The sequence below is a fragment of the Variovorax paradoxus genome (assembly GCA_016806145.1).
GTDB lineage: Bacteria > Pseudomonadota > Gammaproteobacteria > Burkholderiales > Burkholderiaceae_C > Variovorax.
The window spans coordinates 1,058,273-1,077,296 of the sequence record CP063166.1; the positions used below are offsets into that span (position 1 = coordinate 1,058,273).

Below are 19,024 nucleotides of genomic sequence, written 5' to 3' on the forward strand. Positions count from 1 at the left end.
CCATGAGCGACATCCTCGTCCACGCCGAAGCCGGCGTGATGACCATCACCTTCAACCGCGTCGACAAGAAGAACTCGATCACCAGCGCCATGTACGCAGAGCTGGCCGATGCGCTGGCCAGGGCCGAGGGCGACGCGGCCGTGCGCTGCGTGCTGATCCAGGGCGACCCGACCATCTTCAGCGCCGGCAACGACATCGGCGACTTCCTCAATGCGCCGCCCGCGGGCAAGGACTCGCCGGTGTTCCGCTTCCTGCGCGGCATCGCGACCTTCCCGAAGCCGATCGTCGCGGCCGTCTGCGGCCCGGCCGTGGGCATCGGCACCACGATGCTGTTCCATTGCGACCTGGTCTACGCGGGCGACAACGCGGCCTTCTCGATGCCCTTCGTCAACCTCGGCCTGTGCCCCGAGGCGGCCTCGAGCCTGCTGGTGCCGCAGATGCTCGGCTATCACCGTGCGGCCGAGGCGCTGCTGCTGGGCGAACCCTTCATGGCCGAGGCCGCGCTCGAGGTCGGCCTGGTCAACCGCGTGGTGCCGCCGACCGAGGCCAATGCCATCGCCCAGACCCAGGCGCGCAAGCTCGCGGCCAAGCCGCTGAGCGCGCTGGTCGAGACCAAGCGGCTGCTCAAGAAGGCGCAGCTGCCCGCGGTCATCGAGCGCATGGACGAGGAGGGCGCGAGCTTCGGCCGCATGCTGCGCGAGCCCGCGGCGCGCGAGGCCTTCGGTGCGTTCATGGAGAAGCGCAAGCCGGATTTCTCCAAGCTCTGAGCACGGCGCGGGTCCTTACCTACAACCTGCGTTCTACGGGCTTTCCACAGGCCGCCGGGGCCCTCCAGCCGGGGACGCGCGCGTACACTGGTCCGCGTGCCAGTCCTCTCGTCACACACGCCAGCAGCCCGCAGCCAGCGGTCGTTCGGTGCTACTGAAAAGGTAGCATCCCGGCCGACGCGCAGGCAGGCGCTGGGCCTGCTCGGCGCCACCCTGGCGGCGCCTTCGGTGGTGCTCGCGCGCGTGCGGCCGCTGCGCATCGGCGTCATCGGTCCCTGGTCGGGTGCCTACGTGGGCGGCGGGCGGCAGTTCGATGCCGGCATGGCGGTCTGGCTGGCCGCGCACAACCAGCAGATCGCGGGCCGCCCGGTCGAGCTGCTGCGGCGCGACGTGCCCGTGAGCGCGCCCGACATGGCGCGCCGGCTCGCGCTCGACCTGGTGGAGAACGAGCGCGTCGACCTGCTGACCGGCCTGCACTTCAGCTCCAACGCCTACGCGGTGGCGGCCGTCGCCACGCAGGCCAAGGTGCCCACGGTGGTCATGAACGCCGCCTCGTCGGGCATCACCGCGCGCTCGCCCTACACGGTGCGCGTGTCCTTCACCATCGCGCAGGTCACGCTGCCGCTGGCGCGCTGGGCGCTCAAGGAGGGGCTGCGCGAGGTCTGCACCGTGACCGCCGACTACGCCTCGGGCGTCGATGCCGAGACCGCCTTCGTCTCGGGCATCACGGCCGGCGGCGGCAACGTCGGCGCGATGCTGCGCGTGCCGCTGGCCACGCAGGACTACACGGCCTACATGCTGCGGCTGCGCGAGCTCAAGCCGCAGGCGGTGTTCTTCTTCCTGCCCTCGGGCCAGATGCCGGCCGGCTTCCTGCGCGCCTGGCGCGACCGCGGCATGGCCGACACCGGCATCCGGCTGCTGTCGACCGGCGAGGCCACCGACGACCACTACCTGCAGAACATTGGCGAGCTGGCCGAAGGGCTGGTCACCAGCCACCACTACTCGTACGCGCACGAGTCGCCCGAGAACCGCCGCTTCGCCGCGGCCTTCGAGACCGAGTACGGCTCGCACCTGCGGCCCGGCTATTTCGCGGTGGCCGCGCACGATGCCTTCGCGGCGCTCGACCTCGCGATGGCCTCGCCGCTGATGCGCGGCGGCGGCAGCCCCGAGAAACTGATCGACGCCTTCCGCGGCCTCAAGCTCGAGAGCCCGCGCGGCCCGATCGAGATCGACGCCTACACGCGCGACATCGTGCAGACGGTCTACATCCGCCGCACCGAGCGCCGCGACGGGCGCTGGATCAACCGGGAGTTCGAGCGCTTCGAGAAGGTGCGCGATCCGGCGCTGTGAAAAACCACGACCGTTCGGGCTGAGCTTGTCGAAGCCTCGCGCGGCGCTTCGACAGGCTCAGCGTGAACGGTTTTCCCTGTGCGAACCGCTGATTCGACTCAAGCCGCCGGCTGCTCGATCGCCCGCGGCCGCCCGCTGTCGTCGATCGCCACGTAGGTGAAGGTGGCCTGCGTCACCTTGATGTACTCGCCCTGGGCCCGGAAGCGCTCGGCGAAGACCTCCACGGTCACGGTGATCGAGGTGCGGCCGATGCGCACCAGCTTCGAATAGAAGGACAGGATGTCGCCGATGCGCACCGGCTGCTTGAAGATGAATTCGTTGACCGCCACCGTGGCCTGGCGCCCCTTGGCGTAGCGCGCCGGGATCACCGAGCCGGCCAGGTCGCACTGGGCCATGACCCAGCCGCCGAAGATGTCGCCGTTGGCATTGCAGTCCGCCGGCATCGGGATCACCTTGAGCACCAGCTCCATGTCGGTGGGCAGGCTCTTCAGGGTGGCGGCGGCGTCGGCACTGGGGGAATCGGACATGGGCAACAATCAGGGCAGAAAAACGACCACGATTGTCCCTCATGCGCCGCGCCGGCGAAGCCATCCCCACCCCCACCTCCTCCCCACCGCACGCCGGCGGCCACGCGCCAGCGCGCGCCGACCGCTCCGACTGGGCCACGCTGCGGCGTCTCTTTCCCTACCTCTGGGACTACAAATGGCGCGTGCTGTTCGCGCTGGGCTTCATGGTGGCGGCCAAGGTGGCCAACGTCGGCGTGCCGCTGCTGCTGAAGAACCTGGTCGACACCATGACGCCCAAGCCCGACATGGCGCAGGCGCTGCTCGTGGTGCCGATCGCGCTGCTGGTGGCCTATGGGCTGCTGCGCTTCAGCACCTCGCTGTTCAACGAGCTGCGCGAGCTGATCTTCGCCAAGGCCACCGAGGGCGCGGCGCGCCGCATCGCGCTCGAGGTGTTCGGCCACCTGCATTCGCTGAGCCTGCGCTTCCACCTCGAGCGCCAGACCGGCGGCATGACGCGCGACATCGAGCGCGGCACGCGTGGCGTGCATTCGCTGATCTCGATGTCGCTCTACAGCATCGTGCCGACCATCATCGAGCTGGTGCTGGTGCTCGCCATCCTCGGCGTGAAGTTCGATGCGCTGTTCGTCTGGATCACGCTGGCGGCGCTGGTGCTCTACATCGGCTTCACGGTCACGGTGACCGAGTGGCGCACCCAGTTCCGCAAGACCATGAACGAGCTCGACTCGCTGGCGCAGAGCCGCGCGGTCGATTCGCTGCTGAACTACGAGACCGTCAAGTACTTCAACAACGAGGCCTTCGAGGCCAAGCGCTACGACGCCAGCCTCGACCGCTACCGCAAGGCCGCGATCACCAGCCAGCGCACGCTGAGCATGCTCAACGCGGGCCAGCAGGCGCTGATCGCGGTCAGCCTGGTGCTGATGCTGTGGCGCGCCACCTCGGGCGTGGTCGAGGGCCGCATGACCCTGGGCGACCTGGTGATGGTCAACGCCTTCATGATCCAGCTCTACATCCCGCTCAACTTCCTGGGCGTGATCTACCGCGAGATCAAGCAGAGCCTGACCGACCTCGACAAGATGTTCGTGCTGATGGAGAAGGAGCGCGAGGTGCGCGACGCGCCCGATGCCCAGCCGCTGGCCGGTGCCGACGCCACGGTGCGCTTCGAGGACGTGAGCTTCGCCTACGAGGCCGCGCGGCCGATCCTCAGGCACGTGAGCTTCGAGATCCCCGCGGGCAAGACGGTGGCCGTGGTGGGCCCCTCGGGCTCGGGCAAGTCGACCCTGGCGCGACTGCTCTATCGCTTCTACGACGTGCAGCAGGGCCGCATCACCATCGGCGGCGAGGACATCCGCGCGGTGCAGCAGGCCAGCGTGCGCCGCGCGATCGGCATCGTGCCGCAGGACACGGTGCTGTTCAACGACACGGTCGAATACAACATCGCCTACGGCCGCCCGGGCGCCACGCGCGAGGAGGTCGAGGAAGCGGCTCGCGCGGCGCGCATCCACGACTTCATCGCCGCCACGCCGCAGGGCTATGCCACCACGGTGGGCGAGCGCGGCCTGAAGCTGTCGGGTGGCGAGAAGCAGCGCGTGGCGATCGCGCGCACGCTGCTGAAGAACCCGCCGATCGTGATCTTCGACGAGGCCACCTCGGCGCTCGACTCGGCCAACGAGCGCGCGATCCAGGCCGAGCTCAAGAGCGCGGCGCAGGACAAGACCACGCTGGTGATCGCGCACCGCCTGTCGACCGTGGTCGACGCGCACGAGATCCTGGTGCTCGAGGCCGGCGTGATCGTCGAGCGCGGCACCCATGGCGAGCTGCTCGCGAAGCAGGGCCGCTATGCCCAGATGTGGGCTTTGCAGAAGAGCGAGGCGGCGCCGCTGCTCTAGCCCGATCATTGCTTTTTTGTTTTTTCCGAAGACTCCAGGAGTTCAGACGTGTCGACCAAGATTCCCCTGCTGGTGCTCAACAGCCTCTCGAGCGCCCACCAGGCCCAGATTGCCGAGCTCTACGACGTGGCCTATGCGCCGGGCGACGAAGCCCGCGCGGCCGCGATCGCCGCGCGCGGCCATGAATTCCGCGCGGTGCTGACGATCGGCGTGATCGGCATCACGCCGGCCGAGATCGAGGCCATGCCCAAGGTCGAGCTGATCTGCTGCCTGGGCGCGGGCTTCGAGGGCGTGCCGCTCGAGGTGACCCGCGCGCGCGGCATCGTCACCGCCAACGGCGCCGGCACCAACGACGACTGCGTGGCCGACCATGCCTTCGGCCTGCTGATCGCCATCGTGCGCGGCTTCCGCACCCTCGACCGCCAGTGCCGCGAAGGCGTGTGGCGCGAGTCGATCCCGCAGCCGCCGAACGTGTCGGGCAAGAAGCTGGGCATCCTCGGCCTGGGCACCATCGGCCAGAAGATCGCCAAGCGCGCGGCGGGCTTCGACATGGAGATCGGCTATCACAACCGCTCGCCGCGCGAGGGTTCGCCGCACCGCTACTTCGGCGACCTGAAGTCGCTGGCCACCTGGGCCGACGTGCTGATGCTGGCCGCGCCCGGCGGCGCCGCCACGCGCCACCTGGTGAATGCCGAGGTGCTCGACGCGATCGGCCCCCGGGGCTACCTGGTGAACATCGGCCGCGGCAGCGTGGTCGACACCGAGGCGCTGGCCGCGGCGCTGCGCGAGAACCGCATCGCGGGCGCGGCGCTCGACGTCTACGAGAGCGAGCCGAAGCCGCCGCAACAGCTGATCGGCCTCGACAACGTGCTGCTGACGCCGCACCTGGCGGGCTGGTCGCCCGAGGCGACGCAGAAGTCGGTGGACCATTTCATCGCGAATGCGCAAGGGCACTTCGCGGGGCGCGGCGTGCTCACGCCGGTCTGACCGGCTGTTCCTCCTTCCCCACTTCCTTCCCCGTCTTGGGGAAGGCCGGGATGGGGGCACCGGGCGGTGGATGAGCCTGTAGCGGTCGATGCGCCGCGTGCCCCCACCCCAACCCTCCCCCAGCGGGGGAGGGAGTCAGGCCAGTACCGGCGGGCGGCGTGAGCCCCACCCACAGGCCTGGTCGTACGCATGCCCGAGCCGCAGCACCTCGAGGTCCGCATGGATCGGCCCCGCGAGCTGCAGCCCCATCGGCAGGCCCGCTTCGTTGAAGCCCGCGCGCACGTTGAGCGTGGGCAGCCCCGCCAGCGTGAACGGCGTGACGATCTCCATCCAGCGGTGGTAGGTGTCGCTCGGCACGCCGGCCACCTGCGCGGGCCAGTGCAGTTCGGCGTCGAAGGGGAAGACCTGCGCGGTCGGCGCCAGCACGAAGTCGAAGCGCTCGAACAGCGACAGGAAGGCGCGGTAGACGTTCGAGCGCCACACCGAGGCCTGGAACAGCGAGGCGGCATCGAGGTGCCGGCTCTGCTCGATCTCCCAGCGCGCCTCGGGCTTGAGCTGCTCGATCAGCGCGGGCGTGTTCATGTAGGCACCGAGCTTGCCGCCCACCAGCAGCTGGCGCAGCCGCAGCCAGGCGCTCCAGTTGTGGGCGCGCGGCACGTCGAGGGTGCAGGGCTCGACCTCGCAGCCCAGCGCGCGGAAGGTGGCGAGCGCGCTCTCGCCGAGCGCGAGCACGCCGGGCTCGAGCGGCAGGTCGTTCCAGATGCTGCCGAGCCAGCCGATGCGCAGGCCGCGCACCTCGCCCTCGATCCGCAAGTCGTCGGGCGCGGGCAGGGCGTGCGGCGAGGACAGCGGCACGCGGCCGTCGAAGCCGGCCTGCACCGAGAGCAGCCGCGCGGTGTCCTCCACCGTGCGCGCCATCGGGCCTTCGCAACCGAGCTGCTGGAAGAACAGCTCCTCGTCGGGATCGCCGGGCACGCGCCCGCGCGAGGGCCGCATGCCGATCACGTTGTTGAAGGCCGCCGGGTTGCGCAGCGAACCCATCATGTCGCTGCCGTCGGCCACCGGCAGCATGCCGAGCGCCAGGGCCACGGCCGCGCCGCCGCTGCTGCCGCCCGCGCTGCGCTCGGGCGCGTAGGCGTTGCGCGTGGTGCCGAACACCGTGTTGTAGGTGTGCGAGCCGAGGCCGAACTCGGGCGTGTTGGTCTTGCCGATGACGATCGCGCCGGCCGCGCGCATGCGCGCCACGTGCAGGCTGTCGGTGCGCGCGGGCGTGCGCGGCGGCAAGGGCGAGCCCTTCGAGGTCGGCAGGCCGGCCGCGTGGCTCAGGTCCTTCACCGCGAGCGGGAAGCCGTGCATCCAGCCGCGGCGCTCGCCGCGCGCCAGCTCGGCGTCGCGCTGGTCGGCCTCGGCCAGCAGCGCCGCGGGGTCCCGCAGCGAGACGATGGCGTTGAAGCGCGGGTTCAGGGCGTCGATGCGCGCGAGCGTGGCTCGCATGAGCTCGCGGCACGAGAGGCCGCGATCGGCGATACGACGGGAAAGCTCGGTGGCGCTGAGGTCGAGGAAGTCGTCGGTGGGCATGGCATGGAGGGAGGGAAGGGCGAGCCGCCAGTATGTGGCAGCCGGGCGCGGGTTGTCCCCGAGCGCCGCCGGCCGCGGCTTCGCGCGCGGCGGCACATAATCGCCCGCCATGGAAACCAAGTGGCTCGAAGACTTCATCAGCCTGGCCGAGACGCGCAGCTTCAGCCGCTCCGCCCAGTTGCGGCACGTGACCCAGCCGGCGTTCTCGCGGCGCATCCAGGCGCTGGAGGGCTGGGCCGGCACCGACCTCGTCGATCGCAGCTCCTATCCCACGCGGCTCACGCCCGCGGGCCAGACGCTCTACAGCCAGGCGATCGAGATGCTGCAGGCGCTGCAGAGCACGCGCGCCATGCTGCGCGGCCATTCGGCCGCCGGGCAGGACGTGATCGAGTTCGCGATCCCGCACACGCTGGCCTTCACCTTCTTCCCCTCGTGGGTCACCAGCCTGCGCGAGCACTTCGGCCCGATCAAGAGCCGGCTGATCGCGCTCAACGTGCACGACGCCGTGCTGCGGCTGGTCGAGGGCAGCTGCGACCTGCTGATCGCCTACCACCACCCCTCGCAGCCGCTGCAGCTCGACGCCAACAAGTACGAGATGGTGAGCCTGGGCGAGGAGACCGTGGCGCCCTGGGTCAAGGCCGACGCCGAGGGCGCGCCGCGCTACCGGCTGCCGGGCCGTGCCGGCCAGCCGCTGCCCTACCTGGGCTATGCGCCGGGCGCCTACCTGGGGCGCGTGGTCGACCAGCTGCTCAAGGAATCGGGCACCGCGATCCACCTCGACCGGGTCTACGAGACCGACATGGCCGAGGGCCTGAAGGTGATGGCGCTCGAGGGCCATGGCATCGCCTTCCTGCCGCAGAGCGCGGTGCGCAAGGAGGTGCGCATGCGCAAGCTGGTGAGCGCGCTGCCGCCCGAGATCGACCGGCTCGAGGCCACGATGGAGATCCGCGCCTACCGCGAGCGCCCGCAGGCGCCGCTGCAGCCGCGCGCGGGCGGCCGGGCCGCGGCCAAGGCCGCCGGGCTCGAGTCGCTGCAGCCCAAGAGCTCGGCCGACGCGCTGTGGTCGTACCTCGTCGGCACCCAGCCGCCGCGCTGATTCCGGGGCCTCGTAGGGGGCGCGCCACTGGTCGGGCCGGTCGTTTGGGTATAGCCTTTGGCGACGGGTTTGTGCACTGCACAATCTATAAAAGTCAGGCATAAGTGTTCCCGTAAACAGCATTGGCGTCCGTGCCATGACGCCCCTACAGTCCGGGCAGTTTTTCGGCCGCGCGTCGAACGACCGCAACTCCATGGCACGCGTTCTCGCGTGCTTTTTTTCAGCCGAGAGGTGGGTATGGGCTCCAACTTCAGAACCGAACACGACTTTCTCGGCGAGAAGCAGATTCCCGCCGTCGCCTACTGGGGCGTGCACACGGCCCGGGCGGTCGAGAACTTCGCGATCTCCGGCACCCGCGTGTCGGCCATGCCCGACCTGGTGCGCGCGCTGGCCTTCGTGAAGAAGGCCGCCACGCGCGCCAATGCCGACCTCGGCGCGATCGACCGCGACCGCGCGGCCGCGATCATCCTGGCCTGCGACGACCTGATCGAGGGCAAGCTGCTCGACGAGTTCGTGGTCGACGTGATCCAGGGCGGCGCCGGCACCTCGACCAACATGAACGCCAACGAGGTCATCTGCAACCTCGCGCTCGAGAAGCTCGGCCACGAGAAGGGCCGCTACGACGTGCTGCATCCCAACGACCACGTCAACGCCTCGCAGAGCACCAACGACGTCTACCCGACCGCCGTGCGGCTGGCGCTGTGGTTCGCGATCGGCAAGCTGCTCGAGGCCATGGCAGCGCTGCGCCGCAGCTTCGAGGCCAAGGCGCTCGAGTTCAAGGACGTGCTCAAGATCGGCCGCACCCAGCTGCAGGACGCGGTGCCGATGACCCTGGGCCAGGAGTTCCTGACCTACGCCATCATGATCGGCGAGGACGAGGCCCGCCTCGGCGAGGCCCGCGCGCTGATCGAGGAGATCAACCTCGGCGCCACCGCCATCGGCACCGGCATCAACGCGCCGCACGGCTATGCCAACCTGGCCTGCCAGTACCTGGCCGAGCAGACCGGCGTGCCGCTCAAGCAGGCCGCCAACCTGATCGAGGCCACGCAGGACACCGGCGCCTTCGTGCAGCTGTCGGGCGTGCTCAAGCGCGTGGCCACCAAGCTCAGCAAGACCTGCAACGACCTGCGGCTGCTCTCGAGCGGCCCGCAGGCCGGCTTCGGCGAGATCCGGTTGCCCGCGCGGCAGGCCGGCTCGTCGATCATGCCGGGCAAGGTCAACCCGGTGATCCCGGAGGTGATGAACCAGGTGGCCTTCGAGGTGATCGGCAACGACATCACCGTGACCATGGCGTCCGAAGCCGGCCAGCTGCAGCTCAACGCCTTCGAGCCGATCATGGGCTGGAGCCTGTTCAAGAGCATCAAGCACCTGGGCAACGCCTGCAACACCCTGCAGCTCCACTGCGTCGATGGCATCGAGGCCAACCGCGAGTTCCTCGCCAAGCGGGTGCGCGAATCGGTCACGCTGGTCACCGCGCTCAATCCGCTGATCGGCTACGAGAAGGCCGCGCTGATCGCCAAGACCGCGCTGGCCACGGGCGGACCGATCGACCTGGTCGCCGAATCGCTGGGCATCATGACGCGCGCCGAGATGGACGCGCTGCTCGTTCCGGAGAACCTGACCCAGCCCGTGCGGCTGTCCGTGCCGGTGCCGCTGGCCGCGGAACCGTCGGGCACAAAGGCTGCTTTGTGAAAGCCGGACAATGCCAATTCCAGTGTCCGCACCAGCCAGGCGCCTTATGCGCCCGCCCGGTGCGCGGCTCGGGGAAAATGCACCGGGTTGGTCCGGGTATTCCCCCGAGACATCCTGTCTAGAATTTCGTTGTATCTCTCATTTCCGTCACCCTCAGGAGTTTTCCGTATGAAAAAGCAAGTACTGGCATTGGCAATCGCGGCGCTGACCGCCGGCGGCGCGATGGCGCAGGCCAATGACACGCTGGCCAAGATCAAGGCATCGGGCGTCATCACCGAAGGTGTGCGTGAATCCTCGGGTCTGTCGTACACGCTGGGCAACGGCCAATACACCGGCTTCCACTACGACGTCTGCGCCAACATCATCAAGGACCTCGAGAAGGCCGCCGGCAAGAAGCTCGAAGTCAAGTACCAGCCCGTGACCTCGCAGAACCGCATCCCGCTGGTGCAGAACGGCACCGTCGACATCGAGTGCGGCTCCACCACCAACAACGCCACGCGCCAGAAGGACGTGGCCTTCGGCGTGACCACCTACGTCGAGGAAACCAAGATCGTCGTGAAGGCGAACTCGGGCATCAACTCGCTGGCCGACCTGAAGGACAAGACCGTCGCCACCACCACCGGCACCACGCCGCTGCAGACCGTGCGCAAGCAGAAGCGCGCCGAGAACCTGACCTTCAAGGAGGTCTACGGCAAGGACCACTCCGACAGCTTCCTGCTGCTCGAGACCGGCCGTGCCGACGCCTTCGTGATGGACGGCTCGATCCTGGCCGCGCTGGCCGCCAAGTCGAAGTCGCCGAAGGACTACAAGATCCTGAACGACGTGCTCGCCGTCGAGCCCATCGCCATCATGATCCGCAAGGACGACCCCGCTTTCAAGAAGGCCGTGGACGACAGCATCAAGGCCCAGGCCAAGTCGGGCGAACTCGCCAAGCTCTACGACAAGTGGTTCCTGAAGCCGATCCCCCCGGCAAACGTCACCATCAACCTGCCGCTGGGCGAAGCCACCAAGAACGCATGGGCCAACCCGAACGACAAGCCCGCTGAAGAGTACGTGACCAAGGAATAAGCGTCGCGTCGCTGCGTGAATGACGCCCACCTTTCGCGGTGGGCGTTTCTTTTCAGGGACTGATTTTCGGAAGAAGGCGAAGGAGTAAGAAAAATGGGCAACTGGGATTGGCAGGTCTTCCTGCAGGACCCCGGGGGGGAATATCCGACCTATCTGCAATGGATGCTGTCGGCCTGGGGCTGGACGGTGTCCGTGGCACTGTTGGCGTTGATCGTCGCGTTGGTATTGGGTTCGCTGGTCGGCATCGTCCGCACCCTGCCCGACAACCCGTGGCTGGTGCGCCTGGGCAATGCCTGGGTCGAGCTGTTCCGCAACATTCCGCTGCTGGTGCAGATCTTCCTCTGGTACCACGTCATTCCGGCGCTGGTGCCGGTCATGAAGGGCGTGCCGAGCTTCATCCTGGTGGTGCTGGCGCTGGGCTTCTTCACTTCCGCGCGTATCGCCGAGCAGGTGCGCTCGGGCATCCAGGCGCTGCCCAAGGGCCAGCGCTACGCGGGCATGGCGGTGGGCTTCACCACGACGCAGTACTACCGCTACGTGATCCTGCCCATGGCCTATCGCATCATCATCCCGCCGCTCACGAGCGAGACGATGAACATCTTCAAGAACTCGTCGGTCGCGTTCGCCGTGTCGGTCGCCGAACTCACCATGTTCGCCATGCAGGCGCAGGAAGAAACCTCGCGCGGCATCGAGGTCTACCTCGCGGTGACGGCGTGCTACGTGGTGTCGGCCCTGGCGATCAACCGGCTCATGGCCTTCATCGAGAAGAAGACCCGCGTGCCGGGCTTCATCGTCTCGGCCAGCGGCGGCGGAGGACACTGACATGATGAATCTCGACCTGTCCTTCTACAACTGGGACGTCATCAGCAACTTCGTCGTCAAGGGCTTCTACTTCAGCATCATGCTGACGGTGGTGGCCACGATCGGCGGCGTGATCTTCGGCACGATCCTCGCGCTCATGCGCCTGTCGGGCAAGAAGTGGCTCGATGCGCCCGCGGCGCTCTACGTCAACGGCATGCGCAGCATTCCGCTGGTGATGGTGATCCTGTGGTTCTTCCTGCTGGTGCCGGCGTCGTTCTATTCGCTGTTCGGCTCGGTGGGTTCCAACTACCGCTCCGAGATCTCGGCCGTGATCACCTTCGTCGCGTTCGAGGCCGCCTACTTCAGCGAGATCATGCGCGCGGGCATCCAGTCGATCCCGCGCGGCCAGGTGAACGCGGGCCAGGCGGTGGGCATGACCTACGGCCAGAACATGCGTCTCGTGGTGCTGCCGCAGGCCTTCCGCAACATGCTGCCGGTGCTGCTCACGCAGACCATCATCCTGTTCCAGGACACCTCGCTGGTCTACGCCATCGGCGCCTACGACATGCTCAAGGGCTTCGAGACCGCGGGCAAGAACTTCGGCCGCCCGATCGAGGCCTACCTGCTCGCCGCGGTCGTGTACTTCGTGATGTGCTATGCGCTGTCGTACCTGGTGAAGCGCCTGCACAAGAAAATCGCCATCATCCGCTGACAGAGCACTGAACCGGAGAGAAAGAAATGTCCGAAAAAATGATCGAAATCAAGAACGTCTCCAAGTGGTACGGCCCCGTGCAGGTGCTCAACGACTGCTCGGTCAGCATCGCCAAGGGCGACGTGGTCGTGGTCTGCGGCCCCTCGGGCTCGGGCAAGTCCACGCTCATCAAGACCGTGAACGCGCTCGAACCCTTCCAGAAGGGCGAGATCACCGTCAACGGCATCCCGCTGCACGACCCCAAGACCAACCTGCCGAAGCTGCGCTCCAAGGTCGGCATGGTGTTCCAGCACTTCGAGCTGTTCCCGCACCTGTCGGTGACCGAGAACCTCACGATCGCGCAGATCAAGGTGCTGGGCCGCACGCCCGACGAGGCCAAGACCCGCGGCCTCAAGATGCTCGACCGCGTGGGCCTGATGGCGCACAAGGACAAGTTCCCGGGCCAGCTCTCGGGCGGCCAGCAGCAGCGCGTGGCGATCGCCCGCGCGCTGAGCATGGACCCGATCGTGATGCTGTTCGACGAACCCACCTCGGCGCTCGACCCCGAGATGGTCGGCGAAGTGCTCGACGTGATGGTGAGCCTGGCCAAGGAAGGCATGACCATGATGGTGGTCACGCACGAAATGGGCTTCGCCCGCAAGGTCGCGAGCCGCGTGATCTTCATCGACGTCGGCGGCCGCATCCTCGAGGACTGCACCAAGGACGAGTTCTTCGGCCAGCCCGAGAACCGCCAGCCGCGCACCAAGGACTTCCTCAACAAGATCCTGCAGCACTGAGCGCTGCGCCTTGCGGCGAACGACGAGGGCCATGCCGGCGACGGCGTAGCCCTTTTTTCATGGCGCCGAACTCCTGGCCGTCGGGGCTTTCATGCGACCATCTCTCGCTGTTGCCGTATTCGCACGGAGGTGAAAAGAATGGGCGTCCATCCATCCAGATACCGCGCCGCGGCGCTCTGCACGGCGGCTGCTTTGATGACGCTGATGCCGGCGCATGCCGCCGAGAACTGGACCGAGATCGCGTCCACCCCGCGCAAGAAGGTGCTGCTGCAACGCGATTCGATCCGTCCGCATGGCGATGCCGTCGAGGCCTGGACGCTTTACCGCTACGACGAACTGCAGACCGATGTCGGCAAGACACCGTTCCGCACCTCGCGCTACCTCTACGACTACGACTGCAAGGGCGCGCGCGAGAAGATGCGCCGCGTCGTGAGCCACAACGGGCCACTGGAAGCGCACGACATCGACTTGAGCCGGCGCAGCGAATGGAAGGCGGTGGGTGGGCCGACGACGGTGAGCGGGATCGTGTTCGAGAACGTGTGTGCCAAGCGGCGTTGACCGGTGCGTGACGACGCCACGATGGCGCCGTCCTACCTGAGCCCTTCGGCATCGAGCGCCTTGCGAACCGCGGGCCGCGCCCGCACGCGTCGATACCAGTCCCGCAGGTTGTCCAGCCCATCGAAATGGATGTCGGCCCTGTAGACGGACGCCAGCCACGCGGCCTGGCCCCATTGGGTCAGCGCATAGAGGTACGCGTCGGCGGCCGTGAAAGTGTCGCCCATCAGGTAGTCGCGGCCGGCAAGCTGCGCGTCGATCCAGGCATAGCGCTGCTCGAGCTTGGGCTTCGCGGTCTCGACGCCGTACTTTCCGGCGAGCACGGCATAGAGCAGGGGAATGAAGCCCTTGTGGATTTCCGAGGTCAGGAAGCTCAACCACTCCTGCAGGCGATAGCGCTCGAGGCTGCCGTTCTCCGGCGCGAGGCGCGATGCCGGCTTCAGGTCGGCCAGGTACTGGACGATGGCGGGGCCTTCGCGCAGCAACGTGCCGTCGTCGAGCTCGAGCAGCGGGACATAGCCGAAGGGACTGAGTTCGCGGAAGTCGCGGCCGTCCTGCGTCCTGTGCGTCTTGTGGTCGACCTTGACGAGGTCGAAGTCGAGGCCGAGTTCGTTCAGCACGATGTGGGGCGAGAGCGAGCACGCGCCGGGGATGTAGTAGAGCTTCATGGGTTCTTCGATGGGCGGGAGGCATGGCGCTGGGGAGCACCTCGGGCCATGTTAGGAACCGGGCGTGGATTTGGAAGAAGGCACATAAACTGCCTCTAGGTTAAAAAAATATACCTGTGGCCCTCTTCTCACTCGCGTGCTATGAAATCGAACGTCTCGGGTTGTTCCGTCGAGGAAGCCATGCGCCTCCTGGGCGGCCGCTGGCGACTGCTTCTGGTGTCCTATCTGGTCGACGGACCCAAGCGATTCAACGAATTGCGCCGCGACGTGCCCGGCATTTCTCAGCGTTCGCTGACCCTGGACCTGCGCGCGCTGGAGGAGGCCGGGCTCGTGCAGCGAACCGTTCATGCCACGGTGCCGGTCAAGGTCGTGTACCAGCTCACGCCGGACGGCGAGCGCCTGAAGCCCGTCGTCAGCGTGATGATGGAATTCGGGCTGTGGCTGAAGGCCAGGGCCGCGGTCTGAGCCGCGCGTTCGAGCGCTGACCCGGCCCTCTCAAGGCAAGCGCGCGATCCCCCGCGTCAGCAAATCGAAGAACCCCTGCGCATCCCCGTCCGCGATCCAGCGCACGTTCGCCGGCTTCTTCAGCCCCCCATACCAGTCCACCACCGTCTGCCCGAACCCCAGCCCTTCGCGGCTGTCGATCGCCACGTTGACCCAGCGGCCGTCGAACAGCGAGGGCTGTAGCAGGTAGCCGATCACGGTCGCGTCGTGCACCGGCCCGCCGGGCAGGCCGTAGTACTGCATGTCGTGCCGCACATAGGCATCGAGGATGTCGGCCACGATCCGGCCGGCCTCGTTACCGAGGCCGCGCAGCCGCGCGATGCGCTCGGGGGTGGCCAGCACCTTGTGCGTGAGGTCCAGCGGCAGCATGGTGATCGGTACGCCGCTGCCAAGCACGATCTCGGCCGCATGCGGATCGGCGAAGACGTTGAACTCGGCCGTCGGCGTGATGTTGCCGCCGTTGAAATGCGCGCCGGCCATGAGCACCAGCTCGCGCAGGCCGCGCACGATGTCGGGCGCCTGCGCGAGCGCCAGCGCGAGGTTGGTCTGCGGGCCGAGCATCGCGAGCGTCACGCTTTGCGCGGGCGCGGCGCGCAGGGTGTCGATCAGGTAGTCGACCGCATGCCCTTCGGCCAGCGGCTGCGCGGGCTCGTGCACCTGCACGCCGGTGATGCCCTCGCTGCCGTGGATGTCGGCCGCGTAGATCGGTGCGCGCAGCAGCGGTCGCTGCGCGCCGCCGTAGATAGGAACGTCGGGCCGCTGCCCCCACTCGCGCGCCAGCCGCGCGTTGCGCGAGGTCTTGGCGAGCGGCACGTTGCCGGCCACTGTCGTCAGCGCCCGGATCTTCAGGCGCTCGGGCGAGGCCATGGCGAGCAGCAGCGCGATCACGTCGTCGGCACCGGGGTCGGTGTCGATGATCAGCGTGTGGACGGTGGTGTCGTCGGAAAGCGGGGGCGTGTTCGTCGGCATGCGGGCTCCATGCAGGCGCGACGGAGCGCGCGCCTGCGGGCAGCCAGTCTGCCAGAGCTTCAGCCCAGGAGCCGCCTGGCGAAGAAGGCCAGGATCTCGTTGCGCGCGGCGATGGTCGGCTGCCCGGCCTCGTCGATCAGGTGCGCGGTGACCACGCTGTGCGGGCTCGCGACCATTTGGGCGAAGAAGGGCGGCGTGTCGGGATTGGCCGCGCTGTCGGGCAGCACGCGCGCCACGAAGCGGTCGCCCAGCGCCTGCGAGAACGCAGCGAAGCGCTCGGCCTTGCAGAACCTGTCGCCGTCGAAGCGGTAGGCCATCACCGTCAGGTCCTCGCGCTCCAGGCGCTCGCGCACGGCGGCCAGCTCGTCGGCGGCCACGTTGGTACCGGCCGCGTCGTCGAGCGGCAGCGAGGGCTGGCACACCACGGGCGCGAGCACGGCGCGCTCGAGCATCATCGACAGCGCGAAGTTGCCGGTGAAGCACATGCCGATCGCGCCCACGCCGGCGCCGCCGCATTCGGCGTGCGCGAGCCGCGCGAGCGCGCGCAGCCATTGCGTGACGGGGCTCGAGGCGTTCGATGCGAAGGCGCGGAACTCGGCGCTCACGCAAGCGCGCTTGAACACCGCCGCGCCTTCCTCGGCCTGCGGCACGGCCCCGTCGCGGCCGAACAGCGAGGGCATGTAGACGGTGAAGCCCGCATCGCGCACCCAGCGCGCGAAGCGCGCCACCTGCGGGCTGATGCCGGGCATCTCGGTCATCACGATCACGGCGGGGCCGTGGCCCATCAGGTAGACCTTCTTGGCGACGCCGTCGAGTTCGATCTCGCGCGAGGAGAAGTCGTCGAGCGGGTCGTCGCGGTCGAGCGCTCGGGTGGCGGGTGCGTGGGTCATGGCGTGGGCGGTGGGTTGGTCAGCGGGGTGGATGAAGCTTGTATTGGGCCCACCGGCCGTTCAGAATGGCAGTGTCCTGTTTGACTGTTTCAGGGCCAAATCGGACAAAGCTTCACCATGCACGACTTCACGATCCTGGTGCTGCCCGGCGCCTTCGCCTCCAGCGTGGCCGCCACGGCCGACATCCTCGGCGCCGCGCGCTCGGTGGCCGCGCGCGCCGGCGTGGCGCCGCCGCGCTGGCGGCTGTGCTCGCCGGCAGGCGGCATGGTTGCGCTGCGCTCGGGCATGCACATCGACACCGTGCGCCTGCCGACTCGCGCGCGCGACGACCGCTCGACCTGGGTGGTGCCGGGGCTCGGCCTCGACACGCCCGAGCAGATCCGCCACTGCCTCGAGAGCGAGGACGCCGCGCGCGCCATCGACGGGCTCGCGCGCCATGCGCGCGCCGGTGGCCAGGTCGCGGCCTCGTGCTCGGCGGTGTTCCTGCTCAATGCGGCGGGCCTGCTGCAGGGCCGCCGCGCGACCACCTCGTGGTGGTATGCCGCGCTGCTCAAGCGCATGGCGCCCGATTGCACCGTCGACGTCGACCGCATGGTCTGCGCCGACGGCCCGGTGGTCACGGCCGGCGCGGCCTTCGCGCAGACCGACCTGATGCTGCACCTGCTGCGCGAACGCTGCGGCAGCGCGCTCACCGACCTGGTGTCGCGGCTGCTGCTGATCGACGGGCGCCAGGCGCAGGCGCCGTTCATCGTTCCCGAGCTGCTGGCCAACGGCAACGACCTGGTGGCGCGGCTCGCGGCGCGTGTGGAAGCGGCGCTGCCCGCGCCCCCCTCGGTGAGCGAGCTGGCGCGCGAGTTCTGCATGTCGGAGCGCACGCTCGCGCGCCACGTGATGAAGGCCACCGGCAAGAGCACGCAGGCGCTGTTGCAGGGGGTGCGGCTGCGGCGCGCGCGGGCGCTGCTCGAGTCCAGCCGGATGACGGTCGACCAGGTGGCCGGCGCCGTCGGGTATCAGGACGCCACCGCGCTGCGGCGCCTGATGAAGAAGGTGGCGGGCGCGAACCCCAGCCGCTATCGCAACTGAGGCGCGCTGGCCCGCGCGGCGCTTGGCCCTTACTTCTTGCGCGCCGCGATCGCCTTCTCGGCGCGCGTCACGAGGTCGGCACCCACCGTCGGCTTCCACTTCTCGTACACCGGACGCGTGGCCTTCACGAAGGCGTCGCGTTCAGCGGGCGTGAGGCTGGTGACCGTCACGCCCATGGCCGCGATGTCCTTGAGCACGGGCTTGTCGGCTTCCACCAGGCCCTTGCGCGCGATGACGATTTCTTCCTTGCCGGCGTCGATCGCGGCCTGGCGCACGATCGCCTGGTCGGCCGGCGTCCACGAGGCCCAGATCTCCTTGTTGACCACGAACACCAGCGGGTCGGCCACATAGCCCCAGGTGGTCACGAACTTCTGGCCCACGGTGTGCATCTTGAGCACGGTGAACAGGAACAGCGGGTTCTCCTGGCCGTCGACGGCGCCGCTGGCGAGCGCGGGCTGCGCATCGGCCCAGCTCATCTGCGTGGGATTGGCACCCAGCGCGGTCAGCATGTCGGAGTAGATCGGCGAGCCGACGACGCGGATCTTCATGCCCTTGACGTCGGCCGGCGTCTTGATCGGCCGCTTCGAGTTGGTGATCTCGCGGAAGCCGTTCTCGCCCCAGGCCAGCGGTACCACGCCCGCCTTGTCGAGGGTCTTGAAGATCTCCTGGCCGACCTCGCCCTGCGTGAGGGCGTCGATGGCCGCGTAGTCGGGCATCAGGAAGGGCATCGAGAACAGGTTGAGCTGCTTGACCTGCGGCGACCAGTTGATGGTCGAGCCCACGGCCATGTCGATCACGCCCTGGCGCAGCGCGCTGAACTCGCGCGTCTGGTCGCCTTGAATGAGCGACACGCCCGGGTACAGCTTGATGTTGATGCGGCCCTGGGTGCGCTCCTTCACGAGGTCGGCCCAGATCTTTCCGGCCTGGCCCCAGGGCGTGGGCGGGCCCAGCACCAGCGACATCTTGTACTCGGCCTTGTAGGCGGCCTGCGCCATGGCGCCGGTCGTGAATGCTAGAGCGGTGGCGGCCATCGCGAGGCCCAGCAGAGTGCGGCGGAATTTCATCTGATCTATCTCCTCGTTGAAAAAATCGGGCAGCCGGACGCGAAGAACGCG

19 protein-coding genes are annotated in these 19,024 nt (G+C 68.3%); 13 read left to right on the forward strand and 6 right to left on the reverse strand.

The window, feature by feature from the left end; all coding sequences use genetic code 11:
* Positions 1–2 precede the first annotated feature (2 nt).
* Together INQ48_04890 and INQ48_04895 are read left to right on the forward strand one after the other, a co-directional pair.
* On the forward strand, positions 3–767 hold the full coding sequence (locus tag INQ48_04890) for an enoyl-CoA hydratase (GenBank protein QRF58591.1): 765 nt from the start codon (positions 3–5) through the stop codon (positions 765–767).
* A gap of 243 nt (positions 768–1,010) precedes the next feature.
* Positions 1,011–2,117 carry an ABC transporter substrate-binding protein gene (locus tag INQ48_04895; protein ID QRF60615.1) on the forward strand — a complete coding sequence of 369 codons (1,107 nt, stop codon included), beginning with the start codon at positions 1,011–1,013 and terminating at the stop codon, positions 2,115–2,117.
* Positions 2,118–2,215: 98 nt separating this feature from the next.
* Here INQ48_04895 and INQ48_04900 read toward each other — a convergent pair whose 3' ends face one another.
* Complete coding sequence (locus INQ48_04900) at positions 2,216–2,644, reverse strand: acyl-CoA thioesterase (protein ID QRF58592.1); 429 nt, start codon at positions 2,642–2,644, stop codon at positions 2,216–2,218.
* 41 nt (positions 2,645–2,685) lie between these two features.
* Between INQ48_04900 and INQ48_04905 the strand changes: the two genes are divergently transcribed.
* Positions 2,686–4,530: an ABC transporter ATP-binding protein/permease gene (locus INQ48_04905; GenBank protein QRF58593.1), complete on the forward strand. Its 1,845-nt coding sequence runs from the start codon at positions 2,686–2,688 to the stop codon at positions 4,528–4,530.
* Between the two features lie 48 nt (positions 4,531–4,578).
* Complete coding sequence (locus INQ48_04910) at positions 4,579–5,517, forward strand: 2-hydroxyacid dehydrogenase (protein ID QRF58594.1); 939 nt, start codon at positions 4,579–4,581, stop codon at positions 5,515–5,517.
* A 135-nt stretch (positions 5,518–5,652) separates the two neighbouring features.
* On the opposite strand, the gene INQ48_04915 is transcribed toward INQ48_04910, so the two are convergent.
* Positions 5,653–7,095, reverse strand: a complete 1,443-nt coding sequence (locus tag INQ48_04915) for an amidase (protein ID QRF58595.1) — start codon at positions 7,093–7,095, stop codon at positions 5,653–5,655.
* A 109-nt stretch (positions 7,096–7,204) separates the two neighbouring features.
* Between INQ48_04915 and INQ48_04920 the strand changes: the two genes are divergently transcribed.
* The 7 genes from INQ48_04920 to INQ48_04950 all read left to right on the forward strand — a co-directional run bounded on the left by INQ48_04920 (position 7,205) and on the right by INQ48_04950 (position 13,798).
* On the forward strand, positions 7,205–8,191 hold the full coding sequence (locus INQ48_04920) for a LysR family transcriptional regulator (protein QRF58596.1): 987 nt from the start codon (positions 7,205–7,207) through the stop codon (positions 8,189–8,191).
* 237 nt (positions 8,192–8,428) lie between these two features.
* Positions 8,429–9,883: an aspartate ammonia-lyase gene (locus INQ48_04925; protein QRF58597.1), complete on the forward strand. Its 1,455-nt coding sequence runs from the start codon at positions 8,429–8,431 to the stop codon at positions 9,881–9,883.
* A 168-nt stretch (positions 9,884–10,051) separates the two neighbouring features.
* Positions 10,052–10,951: an amino acid ABC transporter substrate-binding protein gene (locus INQ48_04930; protein ID QRF58598.1), complete on the forward strand. Its 900-nt coding sequence runs from the start codon at positions 10,052–10,054 to the stop codon at positions 10,949–10,951.
* A 93-nt stretch (positions 10,952–11,044) separates the two neighbouring features.
* A complete protein-coding gene (locus INQ48_04935; protein ID QRF58599.1) occupies positions 11,045–11,773 on the forward strand; it encodes an amino acid ABC transporter permease in 729 nt (242 codons plus the stop codon).
* 1 nt (position 11,774) lies between these two features.
* Positions 11,775–12,464 (forward strand): amino acid ABC transporter permease, encoded by a 690-nt coding sequence (locus tag INQ48_04940; GenBank protein ID QRF58600.1) that lies wholly within the window; start codon positions 11,775–11,777, stop codon positions 12,462–12,464.
* Positions 12,465–12,502: 38 nt separating this feature from the next.
* On the forward strand, positions 12,503–13,240 hold the full coding sequence (locus INQ48_04945; GenBank protein ID QRF60616.1) for an amino acid ABC transporter ATP-binding protein: 738 nt from the start codon (positions 12,503–12,505) through the stop codon (positions 13,238–13,240).
* Positions 13,241–13,435: 195 nt separating this feature from the next.
* Positions 13,436–13,798 (forward strand): hypothetical protein, encoded by a 363-nt coding sequence (locus INQ48_04950; GenBank protein QRF58601.1) that lies wholly within the window; start codon positions 13,436–13,438, stop codon positions 13,796–13,798.
* Positions 13,799–13,830: 32 nt separating this feature from the next.
* On the opposite strand, the gene gstA is transcribed toward INQ48_04950, so the two are convergent.
* A complete protein-coding gene (gstA, locus tag INQ48_04955; GenBank protein QRF58602.1) occupies positions 13,831–14,463 on the reverse strand; it encodes a glutathione transferase GstA in 633 nt (210 codons plus the stop codon).
* Between the two features lie 141 nt (positions 14,464–14,604).
* Between gstA and INQ48_04960 the strand changes: the two genes are divergently transcribed.
* Positions 14,605–14,928, forward strand: coding sequence for a helix-turn-helix transcriptional regulator (locus INQ48_04960; GenBank protein ID QRF58603.1), 324 nt, complete (start codon positions 14,605–14,607; stop codon positions 14,926–14,928).
* A 30-nt stretch (positions 14,929–14,958) separates the two neighbouring features.
* On the opposite strand, the gene INQ48_04965 is transcribed toward INQ48_04960, so the two are convergent.
* Positions 14,959–15,936: a nucleoside hydrolase gene (locus INQ48_04965; protein ID QRF58604.1), complete on the reverse strand. Its 978-nt coding sequence runs from the start codon at positions 15,934–15,936 to the stop codon at positions 14,959–14,961.
* A 59-nt stretch (positions 15,937–15,995) separates the two neighbouring features.
* On the reverse strand, positions 15,996–16,826 hold the full coding sequence (locus tag INQ48_04970) for a dienelactone hydrolase family protein (GenBank protein ID QRF58605.1): 831 nt from the start codon (positions 16,824–16,826) through the stop codon (positions 15,996–15,998).
* 117 nt (positions 16,827–16,943) lie between these two features.
* Between INQ48_04970 and INQ48_04975 the strand changes: the two genes are divergently transcribed.
* Complete coding sequence (locus INQ48_04975) at positions 16,944–17,909, forward strand: helix-turn-helix domain-containing protein (GenBank protein ID QRF58606.1); 966 nt, start codon at positions 16,944–16,946, stop codon at positions 17,907–17,909.
* Positions 17,910–17,938: 29 nt separating this feature from the next.
* Here the strand turns inward: INQ48_04975 and INQ48_04980 are convergent, their stop codons facing one another.
* Positions 17,939–18,973 (reverse strand): DctP family TRAP transporter solute-binding subunit, encoded by a 1,035-nt coding sequence (locus tag INQ48_04980; protein ID QRF58607.1) that lies wholly within the window; start codon positions 18,971–18,973, stop codon positions 17,939–17,941.
* Positions 18,974–19,024: the final 51 nt, after the last annotated feature.